The 16,813-nt window shown below is 58.3% G+C and carries 15 protein-coding genes and 3 pseudogenes; 8 read left to right on the top strand and 10 right to left on the bottom strand.

Annotated features, from left to right (window positions below; all coding sequences use genetic code 11):
* Window positions 1-54 precede the first annotated feature (54 nt).
* The 4 genes from ureC to ureG are packed head-to-tail and all read left to right on the top strand — an operon-like array spanning window position 55 to window position 3,749.
* On the top strand, window positions 55-1,761 hold the full coding sequence (gene ureC, locus OKW43_RS17390; RefSeq protein ID WP_429448676.1) for an urease subunit alpha: 1,707 nt from the start codon (window positions 55-57) through the stop codon (window positions 1,759-1,761).
* A 2-nt stretch (window positions 1,762-1,763) separates the two neighbouring features.
* Entirely contained in the window at window positions 1,764-2,405 is a 642-nt protein-coding gene (gene ureE, locus OKW43_RS17385) for an urease accessory protein UreE (RefSeq protein WP_429448674.1), read from the top strand.
* Complete coding sequence (locus tag OKW43_RS17380; RefSeq protein WP_429451701.1) at window positions 2,392-3,072, top strand: urease accessory protein UreF; 681 nt, start codon at window positions 2,392-2,394, stop codon at window positions 3,070-3,072. The genes ureE and OKW43_RS17380 overlap by 14 nt, the downstream gene beginning before the upstream one ends.
* Before the next feature lie 20 nt (window positions 3,073-3,092).
* Complete coding sequence (gene ureG / locus OKW43_RS17375) at window positions 3,093-3,749, top strand: urease accessory protein UreG (protein ID WP_429448672.1); 657 nt, start codon at window positions 3,093-3,095, stop codon at window positions 3,747-3,749.
* A 322-nt stretch (window positions 3,750-4,071) separates the two neighbouring features.
* Here ureG and OKW43_RS17370 read toward each other — a convergent pair whose 3' ends face one another.
* From OKW43_RS17370 to OKW43_RS17335, 8 genes are all read right to left on the bottom strand, one after another.
* Complete coding sequence (locus OKW43_RS17370) at window positions 4,072-4,584, bottom strand: hypothetical protein (RefSeq protein ID WP_187639096.1); 513 nt, start codon at window positions 4,582-4,584, stop codon at window positions 4,072-4,074.
* Window positions 4,585-4,884: 300 nt separating this feature from the next.
* A complete protein-coding gene (locus OKW43_RS17365) occupies window positions 4,885-5,250 on the bottom strand; it encodes a hypothetical protein (protein WP_429448670.1) in 366 nt (121 codons plus the stop codon).
* Between the two features lie 734 nt (window positions 5,251-5,984).
* Window positions 5,985-8,609 carry a glycoside hydrolase family 19 protein gene (locus OKW43_RS17360; RefSeq protein ID WP_429448668.1) on the bottom strand — a complete coding sequence of 875 codons (2,625 nt, stop codon included), beginning with the start codon at window positions 8,607-8,609 and terminating at the stop codon, window positions 5,985-5,987.
* 389 nt (window positions 8,610-8,998) lie between these two features.
* Window positions 8,999-9,715, bottom strand: coding sequence for an O-methyltransferase (locus OKW43_RS17355; RefSeq protein ID WP_429448666.1), 717 nt, complete (start codon window positions 9,713-9,715; stop codon window positions 8,999-9,001).
* 105 nt (window positions 9,716-9,820) lie between these two features.
* Entirely contained in the window at window positions 9,821-10,117 is a 297-nt protein-coding gene (locus OKW43_RS17350; protein WP_187639411.1) for a 4Fe-4S dicluster domain-containing protein, read from the bottom strand.
* A 2-nt stretch (window positions 10,118-10,119) separates the two neighbouring features.
* Window positions 10,120-10,428 (bottom strand): hypothetical protein, encoded by a 309-nt coding sequence (locus tag OKW43_RS17345; RefSeq protein WP_187639410.1) that lies wholly within the window; start codon window positions 10,426-10,428, stop codon window positions 10,120-10,122.
* Window positions 10,429-10,440: 12 nt separating this feature from the next.
* Window positions 10,441-11,022 (bottom strand): RNA polymerase sigma factor, encoded by a 582-nt coding sequence (locus OKW43_RS17340; protein ID WP_187639409.1) that lies wholly within the window; start codon window positions 11,020-11,022, stop codon window positions 10,441-10,443.
* A 358-nt stretch (window positions 11,023-11,380) separates the two neighbouring features.
* A complete protein-coding gene (locus OKW43_RS17335; RefSeq protein WP_187639408.1) occupies window positions 11,381-11,779 on the bottom strand; it encodes a VOC family protein in 399 nt (132 codons plus the stop codon).
* A 269-nt stretch (window positions 11,780-12,048) separates the two neighbouring features.
* Here OKW43_RS17335 and OKW43_RS17330 point away from each other — a divergent pair, with 269 nt between their 5' ends.
* Together OKW43_RS17330 and OKW43_RS17325 are read left to right on the top strand one after the other, a co-directional pair.
* Entirely contained in the window at window positions 12,049-12,780 is a 732-nt protein-coding gene (locus OKW43_RS17330) for an alpha/beta fold hydrolase (RefSeq protein WP_187639407.1), read from the top strand.
* Between the two features lie 19 nt (window positions 12,781-12,799).
* Window positions 12,800-13,357: a TonB family protein gene (locus tag OKW43_RS17325; protein WP_312893018.1), complete on the top strand. Its 558-nt coding sequence runs from the start codon at window positions 12,800-12,802 to the stop codon at window positions 13,355-13,357.
* Between the two features lie 603 nt (window positions 13,358-13,960).
* Here the strand turns inward: OKW43_RS17325 and OKW43_RS17320 are convergent.
* Window positions 13,961-14,062: pseudogene (locus OKW43_RS17320) on the bottom strand (IS6 family transposase); the annotation flags it as partial.
* Between the two features lie 149 nt (window positions 14,063-14,211).
* On the opposite strand from OKW43_RS17320, the pseudogene OKW43_RS17315 reads away from it, so the two are divergent.
* Window positions 14,212-14,423, top strand: a pseudogene (locus OKW43_RS17315) (IS3 family transposase); the annotation flags it as partial.
* A gap of 84 nt (window positions 14,424-14,507) precedes the next feature.
* Complete coding sequence (locus OKW43_RS17310; RefSeq protein WP_187639404.1) at window positions 14,508-16,532, top strand: hypothetical protein; 2,025 nt, start codon at window positions 14,508-14,510, stop codon at window positions 16,530-16,532.
* Between the two features lie 108 nt (window positions 16,533-16,640).
* Here OKW43_RS17310 and OKW43_RS17305 read toward each other — a convergent pair.
* A pseudogene (locus OKW43_RS17305) lies at window positions 16,641-16,811 on the bottom strand (IS21 family transposase); the annotation flags it as partial.
* Window positions 16,812-16,813: the final 2 nt, after the last annotated feature.

The raw sequence follows: 16,813 nt of genomic DNA, 5'->3' as shown, positions 1-16,813 counted from the left end.
TTCGACCGCCCTGCTCCCCCGTGCCTTGCCTGTAGCTCATTCCGGACCCACACCATGACACTACGCATTGGCCGCCGCGCGTACGCGGAGATGTTCGGCCCCACCACCGGCGACCGCGTGCGCCTCGCCGATACCGAACTGCTGATCGAGATCGAACGCGACTTCACGACCTACGGCGAAGAGGTCAAGTTCGGCGGCGGCAAGGTGATTCGCGACGGCATGGGCCAGTCGCAGCGCGTGCACGCCGATGTCGTGGATACCGTCGTGACGAACGCGGTGATCCTCGATCACTGGGGCATCGTGAAGGCCGACATCGGCATCAAGGACGGCCGCATCGCCGCGATCGGCAAGGCCGGCAATCCCGACATCCAGCCGAACGTGACGATCGCGATTGGAGCCGCCACCGAAGTGATCGCGGGCGAAGGGCTGATCGTGACCGCGGGCGGCGTCGATACGCACATCCACTTCATCAGCCCGCAGCAGATCGACGAAGCACTCGCGAGCGGCGTGACGACGATGCTCGGCGGCGGCACCGGCCCCGCGACCGGCACGAATGCGACCACCTGCACGCCGGGGCCGTGGCATCTCGAACGCATGCTGCAAGCGGCCGACGGTTATCCGATGAACCTCGGCTTTCTCGGCAAGGGCAACGTGAGCCAGCCGGCACCGCTCACCGAACAGATCGCCGCGGGCGCGATCGGCCTGAAGCTGCACGAGGACTGGGGCACGACGCCCGCGGCGATCGACAACTGCCTTTCGGTCGCCGACGATACCGACACGCAGGTCGCGATCCACACGGACACGCTGAACGAAGCGGGCTTCGTGGAAGCGACCGTCGCCGCGTTCAAGGGCCGCACGATCCACACGTATCACACCGAGGGCGCGGGCGGCGGCCACGCCCCGGACATCATCAAGGTGTGCGGCGAGGCGAACGTGCTGCCGTCGTCGACGAATCCGACGCGGCCCTATACGGTCAACACGCTCGATGAGCATCTCGACATGCTGATGGTGTGCCATCACCTCGATCCGTCGATTGCCGAAGACATCGCGTTCGCCGAATCGCGGATTCGCCGCGAGACGATCGCCGCCGAGGACATCCTGCACGACCTGGGTGCGCTGTCGATGCTCTCTTCGGATTCGCAAGCGATGGGCCGCGTCGGCGAAGTGATCATCCGCACATGGCAGACCGCGCACAAGATGAAGGTGCAACGCGGCGCGCTGCCCGAGGACAACGCGCGACACGACAATTTCCGCGCGAAACGCTATGTCGCGAAGTACACGATCAATCCGGCGATCACGCATGGCATCGCGCATGAAGTCGGTTCGATCGAGCCTGGCAAGTGGGCCGACCTCGTGTTCTGGGAGCCGGCGTTCTTTGGCATCAAGCCGTCGCTGATCCTGAAGGGCGGCATGATCGCGATGGCGCAGATGGGCGACCCGAATGCATCGATTCCGACGCCGCAGCCCGTGCACTATCGCGAGATGTTCGCGACGCGCGGCGGCGCGCTGGGCCGCACGTCGCTGACCTTCGTATCGCAACTCGCCGCCGATGCGAACGTCGCCGAACGCTACGGTTTGCACAAGCGCATCGTCGCGGTGAAGAATTGCCGCAACGTGACGAAGGCCGACATGATTCACAACGCGTGGCGCCCGACCATCAGCGTCGATCCGGAAACCTATCAGGTGATCGCCGACGGCCAGTTGCTGACCTGCGATCCAGCCTCCGTGCTGCCGATGGCACAACGCTATTTCCTGTTCTGATCATGCGTACACTGAACAAACTTGTCGCGCCGCATCTGAAGATTGCGCCGGTACTCGTCAAGCGCGCGCCGAGCTTGACGCTCGCGTTCGATGAACGTCGCAGGAGCCGTCTTGCCGCGACGCTCGATAACGGCGAGGAAGTCGCATTGCTGTTGCCGCGCGGCACGGTGCTGCGCGATGGCGACGTGCTCGTCGCCGATGATGGCGGGCTCGTGCGTGTGGTGGCGGCGCATGAAGCGGTGCTTTACGTACGAGCGCCGGATGTGTTGACGTTGACGCGCGCCGCGTATCACCTCGGCAATCGTCATACGCCAGTCGAGGTGGGCGCCGATTATCTGAAGCTCGAATACGATCCGGTGCTGGCCGACATGCTGGCGCGCATCGGCGCGACGGTCGAGCAGGTGTCACTGCCGTTTCAGCCTGAAACCGGTGCGTATGGCGGTGGACATAAGCATGGGCACGACGAGACGTTCGCCGAGGACTATGCGATCGCGCAGCAGGTGTTTGGTGAGCATCATGGGCAAGAGCATGCTCAGGCCGATGCGGGCTCTTCGCACTCGCACTCGCACGATCACGACCATGACCACGTGCACGACGAATCGTGCGGACATGGGCATCACCCGCATCGTCATGCGCATCGCTGAACTCACCGCGCTGTTGCATCTCGCGTCGCCGGCGCTGCCGATCGGCGCGTTCAGCTATTCGCAGGGTCTCGAAGCGGCGATTGAAGCGCAGCTCATCACCGACGCCGACTCCGCGCGCATATGGATCGAACGCGGCCTGACCGACGTGCTCGCACGCGGCGAGTTGCCGTTCCTCGCGCAGCAGATCGAACGCTGGCGCACGCACGATGCCGGGGAACTGGCCGACGCCAACGCCGAATTCCTCGCGAGTCGCGAGTCCGCCGAACTGCGCCGGGAAACCGGGCAGATGGGCTGGTCGCTGCGACAGCTATGCGTGTCGCTCGAATGGGGCGACGCGGCAAGACGCGCGACGCTCGCGTCGCTCACGCCGCTCGCGCAGCCGAGTGCGTTCGCATTCGCCGCCTATGCGCACGATGTTCCGGTCGATGCCGCGCTCGCCGCCTATGCGTTCAGCTGGGTCGAGAACCAGGCCGCCGCCGCGTTGAAGGCGGTGCCGCTCGGCCAGCTCGCGGGGCAGCGCATCATCGTCGCGCTGCGCGAGCCGATCGACGCAGCCGTCGCACGCGCGCTCGCGACCTCGCGTGACGACCTCAACACGTTCGCGCCGCAGCTCGGCATTCTGTCGGCGCGCCACGAGTCGCAGTATTCGCGGCTCTTCCGCTCGTAGCACGATTCCCACGATCCATCATGAACGCACCTCATCATTCCGCTTCCGCTACCCCGACCCGCACGAAGAAGCTGCCGCCGCTGCGCGTGGGCGTCGGCGGCCCGGTCGGCTCGGGCAAGACCACGCTGCTCGAAATGCTGTGCAAGGCGATGCGCGACCAGTACGACATTGTCGCGATCACGAACGACATCTACACGAAAGAGGATCAGCGTCTGCTGACGGTCGCGGGCGCGCTGCCGGCCGAGCGCATCATGGGCGTCGAGACGGGCGGGTGCCCGCACACCGCGATCCGCGAGGACGCGTCGATCAACCTCGAAGCGGTCGACCGCATGCTGACGCGTTTTCCGGACGCGGACATCGTGTTCATCGAATCGGGCGGCGACAACCTCGCGGCGACCTTCAGCCCGGAACTGTCGGACCTGACGATCTACGTGATCGACGTCGCGGGCGGCGAGAAGATTCCGCGCAAGGGCGGACCTGGGATCACGAAGTCGGACCTGCTCGTGATCAACAAGACGGATCTCGCGCCGATGGTGGGCGCGAACCTCGATGTGATGGCATCGGACGCGAAGAAGATGCGCGGCGAGCGGCCGTTTGTGATGTGTAATCTGAAGGTGCTGGAGGGGCTTGGCGAGGTGGTGAAGTTTATTGAGAAGAAGGGGTTGTTGATGGTGTGAGTTTGGCAATGCCTGATGTCGCGAAAATGGGATGCGCCGGATCGTGGTCTACGCTATGACATTCGAAATCGATCTAGCTTTGCGGAAACTCGCGGGTCACGCCGCCGCCGGGTCGCACACAAAAGTTGACGCATCCTTTGAGATCAAATGGAAATTTGGGTTAATGCGGCGCTTCCTGTGACCATAGACCGAATATGCGAACGTATTCTGTTGAAGGATACCGATGCGTCGACTAAAGCAATCGGCAACCCAAGCATGCTCCGGCGCCGACACCCGGATCGGAATTAGCAATGGCCGTAAGTCCGGGGTCGGTACAATGAGATCATTTGTAGCCCCATTCAAATAGCTGACGTTTTACCGCTGATGCGTTCTTATATCTGTATATTAAGAGTTGTCCTTCGCGCGTACCGTCGAAGCCAACGCCAAAGCGGTTGGACAGTCCTGTATCCTGTTTCAACTTCGGCAATGGCCCGCCTTGTTCGATCCGTTCGTCGTAGACAAACACCTGATAAACACTTCCGCCGGTTCCGATGGATGGATTATCGGCAGCCCATGCCACTATGATAAAAAGCTTCTTCGGATTTTTGCCAGTCACAAATACGCTCTTGATTTCCGGGGTGACTCCACCCTCTGCTTCATACAGATCAACAAAAATACTACCTGTTTCTCTAATACCTGTTAAATATGCCCGGACTCCGTCTCCATCTTCTCTCCGCTCCGATCTAAACTCGATGCTTGCTCTATCATTAAAAAATGGAATTCGATAACTCAACTGTTCGATTGCGTTAGATAAACCGGACCAGAAAAAGGTGAGTCCCAAATTCAGAACGAACATTCGCACAAATGTTGCTGAAACATATCTTCTCATTGGCTGACCTCACTGAAGATTCCGTTGTTCCATATAGCATGAAAGTTGCATTTTTTCGATGAAAGGGTGATATCAATCAGTCACCCGCAATCAAATTTCAATGACGCTCGCCGCAAGAATTGACGGTTGTCGTTATCGGCAGAACTTCCTTCCCATCATTACTAAGATAGAAAATTCTTTCCCGACATTCTTCTTTAGATGTTGCACTTCGATCAATATGATATCGCGCGACCAACATCTTGCTATTGGGTCGACTAACGAGACTGGTTACATAATTTCGTCCATCATTGGTTTTTTGAGGGGGTCCTCATCATTCGAAAACATATCAAGCGCGTTTGATTCCGATCCGCTTACCAAGTTCGAAAGCGTATAATACCTACAACTCGCCCCACAGCTATGAGTTCCGATATAATATTTACGAGCAAAATTTATCCCAATTGGGGCGACCGTTTTTCCCACATCATCACGCCACGCGTCATCCACTTTTTTATAGTAAGTCGGAATCTTTAGCGTGCCATGGTAAACATCAATGGAATAGTCCGAAAAGTTCGGCAGCGCCCCGTTGTCAGCTGCGTGAACAAAGGCACATTCACTAGCAAAAAAAACCATCAAGACTCGAAATATAGCTTTCATTTTCGTCTCACTTAATCAAATCATCGATGCCACCGATCGGCACAGCCAAATCACTCTCTCCAGCCAACTCATCTTTCAGGGTAACCAGGATCGGGATGCGGATGCGGCTCGGGGACCCGTCGATTCGAATCGCGCGCCAGTTCGACGAGCGAATGCACCTGAATTTACGCAACAACGCCCCCTTTGGGTGACGAAGTGCTAGCCGAATAGACACACTCGGCCAGCACCCGGTAAATCTGGTTAATTATCTATATCAGCAACCGGCGGAGCTGTTCGTATTCCGCGGTATGCTCGCTGACTTAGCCGTTGATAGATCCCATCACCACAAGTTAGATTCGAAACAAGCTTCCCTTTCTTTTTTATGTATAAGCCACCAGGGAAACCTTGGTAGATAACGTAGTTGTATTCTCCAGATTTGAATCTTACGTGCGTATAGCTCAAACTTCCCTCGGAAATATCGCTGATCAAAAAAAGACTTTTTGGTGGATATGGCTTATCGGGATATTGAAGCTCAATTTGATCGAGCGTACCAAAGCGATACTGAACGTATCCATTGTTGGACGATATATTACCGGAAGCGCATAATGAGATTATCTTATTGCCAGCTGTGCAGCTGAAATATACCTCTTCGTGTGATTGGCATAGAGTAGTTTCGCCTGCATGCGCATCCACCCCAATGCTCACTATAAACAAGAGGGTTACCAGGCGCGACATCACTCTGGATAAAATGTGTCTCAATTTAAATCTCCGAGGTTAGTAATCTTCTCAAAGTTCGCAACCCGTGCAGCATAGCTGTCAGTGTGCAAATTGACAATTGCCGTAATCGCATTTACTTGATTTCCTGTTGCCCCTCGGTCGGCTATCTCAGGAAGGCGATTCGCCACCCAAAAATAAGCTGCTGATCTTGCGGCGTACTTGGGTTGCGTCAAGAGATCCGGATTTTCTTCGAAATTTGCAACGTCCTTTGGCCATTCATTCTGATGACCTGTATTCCAATTTGTAAACCGGCGATAGTTGGTACGGCCCGTGAGCTGCTTCATACCTCTTCCTCTGTATTTCCATCCATCACCACTTTCGTAGTCCCCATTGCCCAATTCAGCGCGTCCGCCATAGGCGCCGTTCGCGATAGCCTCGAAATCCTTTTGCGTCATTTGAGTGCTGTCCGCCTTGATTGGCCTCACTTTCTCGTAGCCGTGAGCTATAGCCTGTTTTGGATTTCGTTTGAAGTAAGAGAAACTAGAAATCAAGGAGCTTGCTTTCCAAACAAATCCTTCCTCTAGCGTTAGAGATGGCCCCGTCTCTTGCATTACCTGCGCAAAGAAGTGAGCTCTTCGGAGAGGCGAATCTAATTTGTAAATATCGATGTGTGCATTGAATTCATCGACCAAGCCTTGAAGGTCTTCTATTCGAGCTTTGGGGAATAGTCGTTCCATCATCTGCAGGGTGAATCGAAATTTGCTTCCGTAGAAATTTCCAACCAGGCCGATAGGATTGACATGAAAAACTTCCGGCCTTGGGAAGCACGGCACTGCTGCCTTCACCTCATCCCACCACGCAAGCTTCCCGATCCGCTTCTGCTCTTCCTCGTGCTGCGGCTTGGGCCCCGTCTGCTTCTCCAGCTCGGCGATCAACTGCTTCCATTTTCCCGGTTTCGCCCACTCGCTCTCGTGCTTGACGATCAGCCGGGACGCCGCCTGCATCAGCCACGGATACCCGCCACGCTCAGACTGTGACAGCGTGCATAGCTCATCAGCCGCCTGCTTTCCGTCGCCTTTCCTGAACAGCGCGTCGTACGCCTTGAGCATCAACGGACTGAGATTCGAACGCGAAGCGAGGTCCGCGACATTGGCGCCGCTCGCATAATCCACCCACTTCCGGGTGGTCGCAAAAATCGTATGCGCCGGATCATGGGCATCCGCCAGGCACTCGAAGTCGATCCACTTCTGCGCGAATTCCGGCGTCACCCGGCCGCCCGGGTGGTTGAAGTCGCACACCCAGCCATCGACCGGTTGACCCTGTGCATTCACCCCGTCGACGTGCCACCAGCTCACCGGGTAACCCGGATCGGGATGCGGATGCGGCTCGGGGACCCGTCGATTCGAATCGCGCGCCAATTCGGCGAGCGAATACACCTGGACGGCGTCCGTCTTTCTCGACTGCGGGTCAGCGCCGGGGACAAACTTGTTGTCCTCAGTACGCTGATACAGCACCGTGCCCGGTGCGATCCGCAGGATCGTCGGCCCGGACGGCAGGCCCAGTGCCGCCCAGTCCTCCTTGTGCGGACCGTGCTGGTTGACCCACGCGCGGCCCTGTTCGAGGAACGGCTGGATGCTGTCGTCGCAGAACACCTCGATGTGCGCCATCCGCGTCCCGGACGTGCACCCGTTCAGCGAGTCATACCGGCCGAGGTGGCCGATCAGGTCGCCCGCCTTGATCGGGACGCCGCCTTGTGTTCCCTGAGGATCGCCCGGGCTGCATGTCTGATCCGTTGTGACAATCACACGGTCGAAATTCGATTCAGGGATGTGCTCTTCGGCGACCGGGCCGCCATTCTGCGTGCCCAGGTAAATCCAGCCATTGATAGCCACGGAAGGCGCGACATAGCCGCCTGCCTCAGGCGGATACAGCGTTGCTCCATTCAGGTGCGTTACCTGGCCCCATGCTGCACCCTGTACCGTCTCCGTCTTGCCTATGCTGACGCTCGCACCCTGCGGCAGGATGCCAAGAACGGAGCCGTTAGGCGTCTTGCGTACATGCAAACCGACCTGCGACGGGTCCGCGAGCTGACCAGCACGACCCCGCAGAGGCTTGTCCTGCGCGTGCTGCGTCACCCGCCACTGCCGCGACCAGTACGCCGGTTTCTGCCGCTTCGGGAAGTTGCTGTCGTAGTCGGCGTTCGACATCAGGTGCATGTACAGGCTGTAGAACGTCAGCTTCGTGCCGCGCGGAAACTCCATCTCGTGCCGCACGAGGGCAAAGCCCGTACTGTAGGGGGCTCGAAGCGGTACGTCACTGCCGTCCACGCTCACTTCGCTGATTGGATAGTCGCTGTCGGCGCGATAGGCGACCAGCACACCATTTGCGATGCAGCGTAGTCCCGCGTCGAGGTCGAGCGCCTGCCCAGCGCCGGCCTCGGTGATGTGAATCCCGCCGTGCCACATGCCCTTGCGGCTGACGAGATACGCGCCGGACGGCTCGCTTGCGGCGAGCAGCCGGTAGATATCGTGCTCATCGGTGAACTGGACTGACAGTCGGGCATTGCCTTGCGCCTTGTGCAGGAAGGGAAAGGCGAATGCCAGTTGCTTGAGGCGGGGCGGCGGTGGCTTTTGCGGGTTATGCGGTACCGACTTGCTCGTCATGGATTCGGTGCACTCCTTATAGATGAGGTCGCACCACCTTATGACGGATCGAGGGCCAGCATCAATGCGGCGCGCTCTGAATTTATGCAAACAATCGTCAAACGCTTTTGCCGCGACCTGCAGCGCGCTCGGTCACGCTTTACAGAAATTCAGTCGCGCGGGTGCTTGCCCTGGAAATGAAGATGCGCACGCAGGACACGCAAATTCGGGTATCGCCGCGCCGTGTCCTAGCGCGCCCCACGGACATCGGCTTGCCATCGTCCTGGCGGGCTCGCCTCGAACAGCAGCCGGTCGAAGCGGCACCCTGTCAGCATGATCGCTTCGATACCCGCCATACGCGGTGACCAACATCATCCACACCGACACACGCCGAAAAGCCCTTCATCAGCTTAAGAAACGACGACTGTAAATTCGACCCCTGATTCAAAGTCCAGCGTCGTGGTCGAATAGCGCGGATTGCCGTCGAGGTAGTGCTTGTAGGGCCGAACGGCGTCCTCGGCTGTGTACATGTTGTCGGCGAGAACGATAGATCCCGGGCGCAGCAGGCGCTCAATTCGCTTGAACAGATTCAGATAGCTGTTGGCCCATACATCGATAAACACCATGTCGAAAGTGCCGTCCAGTTCGGAAACGGTCTGGAAGACGTCGCCCTCCCGCAGGTCAACATAAGCGTCTACGCCCGCGGTTCTGACGTGTGCCCGAAGATGTGCGCACTTAACAACATCGAGTTCAGTCGCTACAACCATGCCGCTGCCCAACGTGCGAAGGGCCTCGGCGAAATACAGCGTGGACACACCGCGGGAACTGCCGAGTTCGAGGATTCGAGCCGGCTTGTGTGAAAGCACCATGTTGCGCAAAAACCGTCCCGTTTCCGCTGATACGGCTAACGATAGAGGAGTACCTTGCGAGGATTCGAAATCTTCGCTCGATAGCCCGAGCGTTTCGAGGAACCGTCCACGCAGTCGAGGTGCGAGCGTTTCGTATTCGTCCGCGAGAATCAGAAACTCTTCGCTCGATCCTCGGAATTGCGCCTGTGCGCGGGCTATCACTTCTGTCTGGCTCTGTTCGTGAAGCCGCCGCAGTAGAGCTGTGGTTGATGATGTCATGTGCGCTCCTTGACAAGACCGATAATGCCGATGACGTATGCAACGACTGACCACGACGTTAAGCGGCCTGCGCTGTCGTTCCACGATCAGCGAAAACGTGTAACGCTATGCCGTTCTGGCGAGTTTGATCGCGCGTTCAGGGCACGCCGGCACGCAAAGACCGCACGAGCGGCAGGCGTGCGCGTTCGGTGTGTAGGCGACTTTCATTCCATGCACGCGTAGCTTGAAGCGGTGCATCAAATCGAGGCTGAGATAATCGACCTCATCGATGCGCCGGATCTCAAACACATTCTCAGGGCAAACCTCCAGGCAATCGCCCTTGCCTTCGCAACGTTTCAGGTCGACGACTGGCGCAATCACGCCCGGCTTCTGTTTGCAGTCGCCCGTTGATTTCTCGCGCATGGTCAGTCTCCCGCGCGCGGTGCGCGGCCCGATCGCCATGCCGTCTTGAAATGCTCCCGTTCCTCGGGCGTCATCGCTTCCCATTTGCGCCAGTGACGCCGTGCGCGCCAGCCGCCGTGTCCGCGGAATCCGCCAAACAGGATGCGGCTCAATACCAGCAGGCCTAACGCGTGTGCGAAGTCGATCGCACGGGCGCCAACGAATAGCGCCGGAATCACCCAATTCCATAGAGTCATGACCACCCATCCGAGCACGCCTATGGCGACCACCACCAGCAGCGCTTTGCCCGCACATCTGATTCGAAAATTCATCCGTCGACTCCTCTAAATATCCAGTTCGTCATAAATGGCCTGCAGTCGGGCGCGCAGATGCAAGACCGCGTAGCGTTTGCGCGCAAGCAGCGTATTGAGCGTGACACCGCTTTGCGCCACCATGTCTTTGAAAGGCCGCCCCTCCAGTTCGTGCGCGATAAATACCTCTCGTTGATTCGGCGGCAACTCATCGAGCGCATCCTGCAAGGCCTTCAGCAATAGAGCGCGAGCGTAGAGGGCTTCGGGACCTGCATCGTGCGCCGGCAGGGCGAGGTCGAGGCGATACTCACTGCTGGCGTCGTCCTCGGCCTCAGACAAGTCTGTCAGCGGTTGCTCTTTCTTCTTGCGAAAACGATCGATGATGCGGTTGCTTGCGGCACGGAAAAGCCACGCGCTCGCCTGTTCGATCGGAGCGGGAAGCCGGTAAGCCTGCACAAATTCGTGGAACACATCCTGCAGGATGTCTTCGGCGTCGTCCGGGTCGCGTATTCGACGCCGGATGAAATTGACGAGCCTCGTGCGCTCACGCACCACGGTCGCAGTGATGTCGCTGTCTCGGTCGGTCATCGGGTGCGGGGTGGGTGGCGGTTCCATGCGTCTGAAGACGTTTCAGACGCGCAAATATTGTGGCGAGCGCGAAAATATCTTTGCTTGAGCAACCGCGGGTTCGCTTGAGGCGGAGCGTAACAGGGTTGTGACCATTGATGAACCAGCAGACGTGGGTGCGTTTCCGTAGCGATGCCGCGCAATCCAATCAACGCCCATGGGCCCAATGCCCGATCGACGCAGCGCTGCGCTCGTTTCGGAAGGAGCCGCAACGGCGATTTTAAGCGTGCCCAGGCGTTCGCTCCGGGCGGGACGGCACGATCGGTTGACCGGGCGGAGTACGGCCATGAAGTGACGGTCGCGGGGCTCCGTCACTACCGGGCGCTTTGGCGGAACGCACCAAAACCTACTGGGTCACGGGAACGTGACAACAAACGCAAATCTTGTTTCCCTCGGGGTCCCGGAAGTACGCCCCGTAATAGTCCGGGTGGTAGTGCCGTCGTAGGCCGGGAGGGCCTTCGCAAGACCCTGAATTTGCCAGTGCGCTCGCGTATGCTTTGTCGACTGAACGACGATCAGGCGCGAGCAACGCCACCATTTGCCCGTTTCCGTGTTCCGCTGAGTTGCCGTCATGTGGCGTGCCAATAAGGAAGAGCGGACGCGCCATACCCTCAGCCATCCAACCCGCCCACGGTCGATCCGACTCACAAAACTTCAGCTTATGCCCCAGTTCGCTCATGATGACCGAATAGAATTTAAAGGCTCGATCAAAGTCATTAACTCCAACGAAAACGTGCGAAATCATCTTGGTCTGTTCCTGTTCAGCCTGCGATGTCTTGGCACATTAGCACGGTAGATTTGCGTTCCGTATCCGTTGTGACATCGAGGATGAGCCGCTGCCATCGGAAACCGCGAGCGTCCTTTTGGGTCGAGCACGCTGATCGCATTCAGCAGTGGTCGGCTGCGGACAGTCGACACTGCGGCCAAAATTGGTGACAATTTCCGCAACGGCTTTACCTCGTGTCCATTCGCGGATACTGACCTGACGATATATAGCGCTCCCATCTACCAAGCATGAGCAATCCCTTACCAGTCGTCTTCATTCATGGCTTCATCGGCACACTGGATGTCGCCAGCTACGAGTCTCAGCACGCGACCCCGGATCTGGTTGGCTACGGCCGGTGCCAATCCGTGTCCCTGGATGCCATATCGCTACCCGGCCAGGTCGAACACCTGCGAGCCTTTGTCGACGCCCGCTTTGGAAGCAAGCCCGTCGACGTAGTCGGCCATTCCGTTGGCGGTGCGATCGCCATGCTGTTTGCCCATACGTACCCTGCGTACGTCCGCAGGATTGTCAATGTCGAAGGGAACTTCACGTTGGATGATGCGTTCTGGTCGGCGTCGGTCGGACGGATGAGCCCGAGCGAGGCCGACGCCATGATGAACCGCTTCCGCTCCGACCCGTTCGCGTGGATCAGTGATTCAGTCACCGTACCTGCACCCCATCTGCGTGAGGTCGCCATCCGCTGGCTTGCTCACCAACCAGCTTCGACGCTTCGCGCGATGGGGCAGTCGGTTGTCGCGACAACAGGCGACGAGGACTACCTTGTGATACTCGAACAGGTCTTCGATCGGCGTCCGGTGTATCTGCTTTCCGGTGAGCATTCACGCAAGGGTTGGAACGTACCGGACTGGGCACTGGAAAAATCCGCCGGAGATCACACACTGGCCAACAGCGGCCATCTGATGATGCTCGACGACGAGGTTGCTTTTGTAGCTGCTATCAAGCGGTTCCTGGCCGAATAGGTCGGCTGCTGCGGATTCCATGGGACGGCGGTCGGACATGAACAGTCAATCGACACTTATGCCGAGATCGTCGACACTCTCAAACAACATCGCAAGCTCACACACAAGTTGCGCATACGAGCCCCACAAACATAATGAGCAAGGTACAGGCGTCGCCAGGCAGGACCGCACTTCTTGTCGCAGTTGTGGTTGTGCTGCTGAGGCCCCCTGTTGGGCAGCGGGGTTGACGAGCTCGTCACCGCAGCAACCAGGTTCGCAAAATTCGTCGGCTACCGTCGAAGCGTTCGCCCGAGCAATCCAGAAGCGTATCGTGCCCGTAACAAACGCCTTGGTCACAGAGGGCGACAAGAATATTGAGGCCGTTTTTCCGGTTGAGGTTGACGCGGATGGGAACGTACTATCAATCGCGGTTAAAACATCAAGCGGCGATCCTAAGTTTGATAGCGCGTGCATGGAAATCATTAAAAAAACCGGGCTCCCGAGACCTCCAGAAGGTGCTCCCTTGAAATTCAATCTGGTCGTTCGTCCACAGCACAGCACGCTCGACCCCGACTATAAGTACTTCCGCGCGAACTAAGTCTTCGATCGAGCACGCACGTCTGCCTTGCAGCGAACTGGTTGACTGCTCCGGGGTCAGTTTGCTGCGTTCGCCGTCGGGCCGGGTACGGCCACTTTCAGCCTTTCGGCTGCGAGGTTGTGTGGACATCTGAGCGTCGGCTGTCATTCCGGCAACGGTCGTACGGTTAGGGGCGCGCGTGCCGTTCATGATTCTGCACCCGGTAACAGCGCGCTACACGCTTCACAATGGCGCAAACCGAGTACATCGGACGGCGCTCTCACTTCAGCGGGCAGAGTTCGTCGCCCCGGACAACAGTTGCTCGAATTGCCGGAACCACGGTATATGGTCATTGCCATCCGACGTGCTCATGGTGACCGATATACGGCCCCCGACTGTTGCAATGCCCAAAACGGGTACTGCTTCCACATTCAGCAACAGACAGGCTGCGCTGACACGGACGCCTAAAGGGGAGAATTCCTAGGTTCGAAAGTACAGTGTCGTAGCCGGGCTTGCGGCATATCGAGTCCCACAACATGTGTCTATCCTCGTCATTTTGGATGTGCGCGAGCATCGACCGCATTGCCGTGATGCTTTCGAGTAAGGGCGACAATGTGCGCGCTGTTCGTCCACCGCGCGCCACAGCACGTACGGCTCGCCGCGCAGCTTCACGAACACTTCATCGAGGTGCGAGGTCGAACCCACCTCGCCACGCACCTCGCTGGCGGACGCCTTGGCCCTCATCGCAAGCCATACCTTCCGTCATCGACCAGGCATCTCAAAGCAACGGAAACCCCGCTCGAAACCCCACAAATCCATACGCAAAAACCTTGCTGAAAGATCTCCATTTCTTAACTTGGGTGGATTGGCCCCGCGAGGGCGTGCATGTGGGACGCAAGCGCGTGGCGCGCCTGATGCGCCTTGCCGGTCTATGCGGCGTAAGGCGGCGGCGCTGGCCCGCACCACGCGGCAGCACCCGAGTGCGCGGCGCGCGCCCGATCCGGTGCGCCGGCAATTCAGCGCGGAAGCGCCCAACGTACTGTGGATGGCGGACGCCGCCTATATCCTGACTGGCGCAGGATTGCTTGCACAATAAGTTTAATCAAACGCGAAGATTTTTGCGTCTAGCGAACTGCTACATAACGTCCTTGGAAAGAAGGCAGGATTTGTGATGAAAAACGCGAAGCTTAATCCTAACAACGAAGGATCCGACGCAATTTCGCCGAGGCATTTTTCGTTCCTATCCTATCTGTTCGCCGTCGTCTTTTTAGGTACCTGGATGTCCGTCGCGTCCGGGCAGTCAGTTGGACAGCCTTTATCTCCAGAAGTCACCGACTTAGCTCCTGCCGCGACGGCATCTCCGAGCAATACGTTGGCAACTACGCCCGCGAACGTATTGACCTATCATGGCGACACGCAACGTACCGGTTGGAATCGGAACGAGACGACCCTCACCCCTTCCAACGTCAGAGCCGGTTCGTTCGGCGTCTTGTTTGCAAAGAAGCTCGGCGACGCAGCGAACGACTGGGTCGACGCGCAGCCATTGGTTGTTTCAGCGTTGAGCGTAAATGGGACAACACAGGATGTCGTATACGTCGCTACCGAAGCCAACAACATTTACGCCTACTCGGCTTCCACCGGCGAGCTGCTCCTCCAACGGAACCTCGGGACTCCGGTACCGCAATCGAAGCTTCCCGGCGGCTGTGGGAACAACGGTCCCACCGTCGGGATCAACTCCACGCCGGTGATCGATCGGAGTGCCCAAACACTGTACGTGGTCTCGTTCAAGATGCTGGGCGGCATGCCAACCTATCAGCTCCACGCTCTTGACATCACCACCTTGGCTGACAAAGCGGGTTCTCCGACCTCGGTCTCGGCTTCGCATACCCTGACGAACGGCACGACCTACCATTTCGCCGCACAGTTCAGCCGGCAGCGTGCCGGTCTCCTTTTGGCAAACGGCAACGTCTACGCCGCTTTCGCCAGCTTTTGCGACATACGCGCCGATCAGTCGAGAGGCTGGGTGTTGGGATGGAAGGCGAGCATGCTGTCACCGCTGCCTGCGAATCAGTTGATGGACAAGCTGTCGACTTCACCCAACAACTTTTTTCTGTCATCCATCTGGATGTCCGGGTATGGCATTGCCGCAGGCCCTACGGGCTCAATTTTCTTTGTCACTGGAAACTCGGACCCATCTGGTACGACCTACACACCTCCAAATAACATCCAGGAAAGCGTGGTGAGGCTCTCTGCCGACTTGACCACCTTGGAGGACTATTTCACCCCTTCAGGTACTAATGGCGTCGCGTCGCTAGATTCGAGGGACGACGATTTCGGTTCTGGTGGGGCCATGGTTATACCGGATATCCCCGGTCAATCAACTGGCACCGTCGTTGCTGGAGGAAAGCGCGGCCGTCTGTACCTTATCAAGCGGGCTCCGATGGGTCACAACGATTCGTTCCAAGCGCTTTCCATCGTCGATTTCGGTTCCTGTTGGTGCGGTCCATCGTATTTTATGGGACCGGACGGCGTCCGCCGCATCGTCAGCAGCGGCGGCAGAACCATCAACGTATGGAAGGTTCCTGCAACGCCGGCGCTGCAACTGGACAAATCTTTCCCTAGCATCCACTCCGGCCAGGACGGTGGTTTTTTCACGACGATTTCATCGAACGGCACAACAGCCGGGTCCGCGATAATCTGGGCCGTCGGTCGCCCCACCCAAACTACTGCGCCAGCGAACGTGACGCTATACGCCTTCGACGCCTCAGGTGGCACAACACCGCTCTTCTCGTCCGTCGCCGGCTCCTGGCCTCGCAACAACTCCAACGCCAACATCGTGCCGACTGTCGCCAACGGCAAGGTCTTTGTCGCCAGCTTCGCGGCCCTGAACATCTTCGGTCCGGGCGGGACGCACGCTCCTCTCGTAGTCCCACCGCCAGCTTCTCCGCCGGCACCTCTACCCAGCCAAATCTATGGAATTGTCACTTCGGTAGGCACCTTGCAAATAGCCATCCAACCTCAGACCGGAGGCCCTGCGCTCGTTGACACTTCGGCTGCCGAACAGGCTCACCTGAGCGTTCCCCTCGTCGTCGGAAAGGCCGTCCACGTCTTCGGCCCCTTCAGCAGTGGAGCGTGGCACGCGGAACGAATTCTTCGTGCTAAGGACTCCCCTGAATCTTGGGTGCCGACGAACTGACGCCCTTGCCAGTTCCATTTTGTGCCGGAACCGATTGACGCTAATGGAAGAACTGCTGCAATCGGTTTCAATCTGAACGAAGTTCGAGTGTCGATGATGGCATGCTGTTCATGCAGGCCTCCCTGCACCGGCCAGACGTTTGGCCACCTGGTCATAAAACGCCAGCGGGCGACGCGCAACCGGCGTCGCCGGCAGTGGTGCGGCATGCTGGGTTGCCTGTTTCTGACGGTCGTGTGAGCGGCGATGGCCCGGCAGTAGCGAGGTTCGTCGACGGCCTTCAG

The sequence above is a fragment of the Paraburkholderia sp. WC7.3g genome (genome assembly GCF_050436345.1).
Lineage (GTDB): Bacteria > Pseudomonadota > Gammaproteobacteria > Burkholderiales > Burkholderiaceae > Paraburkholderia > Paraburkholderia podalyriae.
The sequence above is the reverse complement of the archived record's forward strand: the minus strand, read 5'-3'. Positions and strand labels throughout refer to the sequence as shown.

What these genes read in the sequence shown, in the direction of transcription:
- OKW43_RS17325 (WP_312893018.1), top strand. Translation starts at nt 12,800, where the DNA reads ATGGGACGGCGGTCGGACATGAACAGTCAATCGACACTTATGCCGAGA.
- OKW43_RS17360 (WP_429448668.1), bottom strand. Translation starts at nt 8,609, where the DNA reads ATGACGAGCAAGTCGGTACCGCATAACCCGCAAAAGCCACCGCCGCCC.
- ureC (WP_429448676.1), top strand. Translation starts at nt 55, where the DNA reads ATGACACTACGCATTGGCCGCCGCGCGTACGCGGAGATGTTCGGCCCC.
- OKW43_RS17350 (WP_187639411.1), bottom strand. Translation starts at nt 10,117, where the DNA reads ATGCGCGAGAAATCAACGGGCGACTGCAAACAGAAGCCGGGCGTGATT.
- OKW43_RS17370 (WP_187639096.1), bottom strand. Translation starts at nt 4,584, where the DNA reads ATGTTCGTTCTGAATTTGGGACTCACCTTTTTCTGGTCCGGTTTATCT.
- OKW43_RS17355 (WP_429448666.1), bottom strand. Translation starts at nt 9,715, where the DNA reads ATGACATCATCAACCACAGCTCTACTGCGGCGGCTTCACGAACAGAGC.
- OKW43_RS17345 (WP_187639410.1), bottom strand. Translation starts at nt 10,428, where the DNA reads ATGAATTTTCGAATCAGATGTGCGGGCAAAGCGCTGCTGGTGGTGGTC.
- OKW43_RS17340 (WP_187639409.1), bottom strand. Translation starts at nt 11,022, where the DNA reads ATGGAACCGCCACCCACCCCGCACCCGATGACCGACCGAGACAGCGAC.
- OKW43_RS17380 (WP_429451701.1), top strand. Translation starts at nt 2,392, where the DNA reads ATGCGCATCGCTGAACTCACCGCGCTGTTGCATCTCGCGTCGCCGGCG.
- ureE (WP_429448674.1), top strand. Translation starts at nt 1,764, where the DNA reads ATGCGTACACTGAACAAACTTGTCGCGCCGCATCTGAAGATTGCGCCG.
- OKW43_RS17335 (WP_187639408.1), bottom strand. Translation starts at nt 11,779, where the DNA reads ATGATTTCGCACGTTTTCGTTGGAGTTAATGACTTTGATCGAGCCTTT.
- OKW43_RS17310 (WP_187639404.1), top strand. Translation starts at nt 14,508, where the DNA reads ATGAAAAACGCGAAGCTTAATCCTAACAACGAAGGATCCGACGCAATT.
- ureG (WP_429448672.1), top strand. Translation starts at nt 3,093, where the DNA reads ATGAACGCACCTCATCATTCCGCTTCCGCTACCCCGACCCGCACGAAG.
- OKW43_RS17365 (WP_429448670.1), bottom strand. Translation starts at nt 5,250, where the DNA reads ATGAAAGCTATATTTCGAGTCTTGATGGTTTTTTTTGCTAGTGAATGT.
- OKW43_RS17330 (WP_187639407.1), top strand. Translation starts at nt 12,049, where the DNA reads ATGAGCAATCCCTTACCAGTCGTCTTCATTCATGGCTTCATCGGCACA.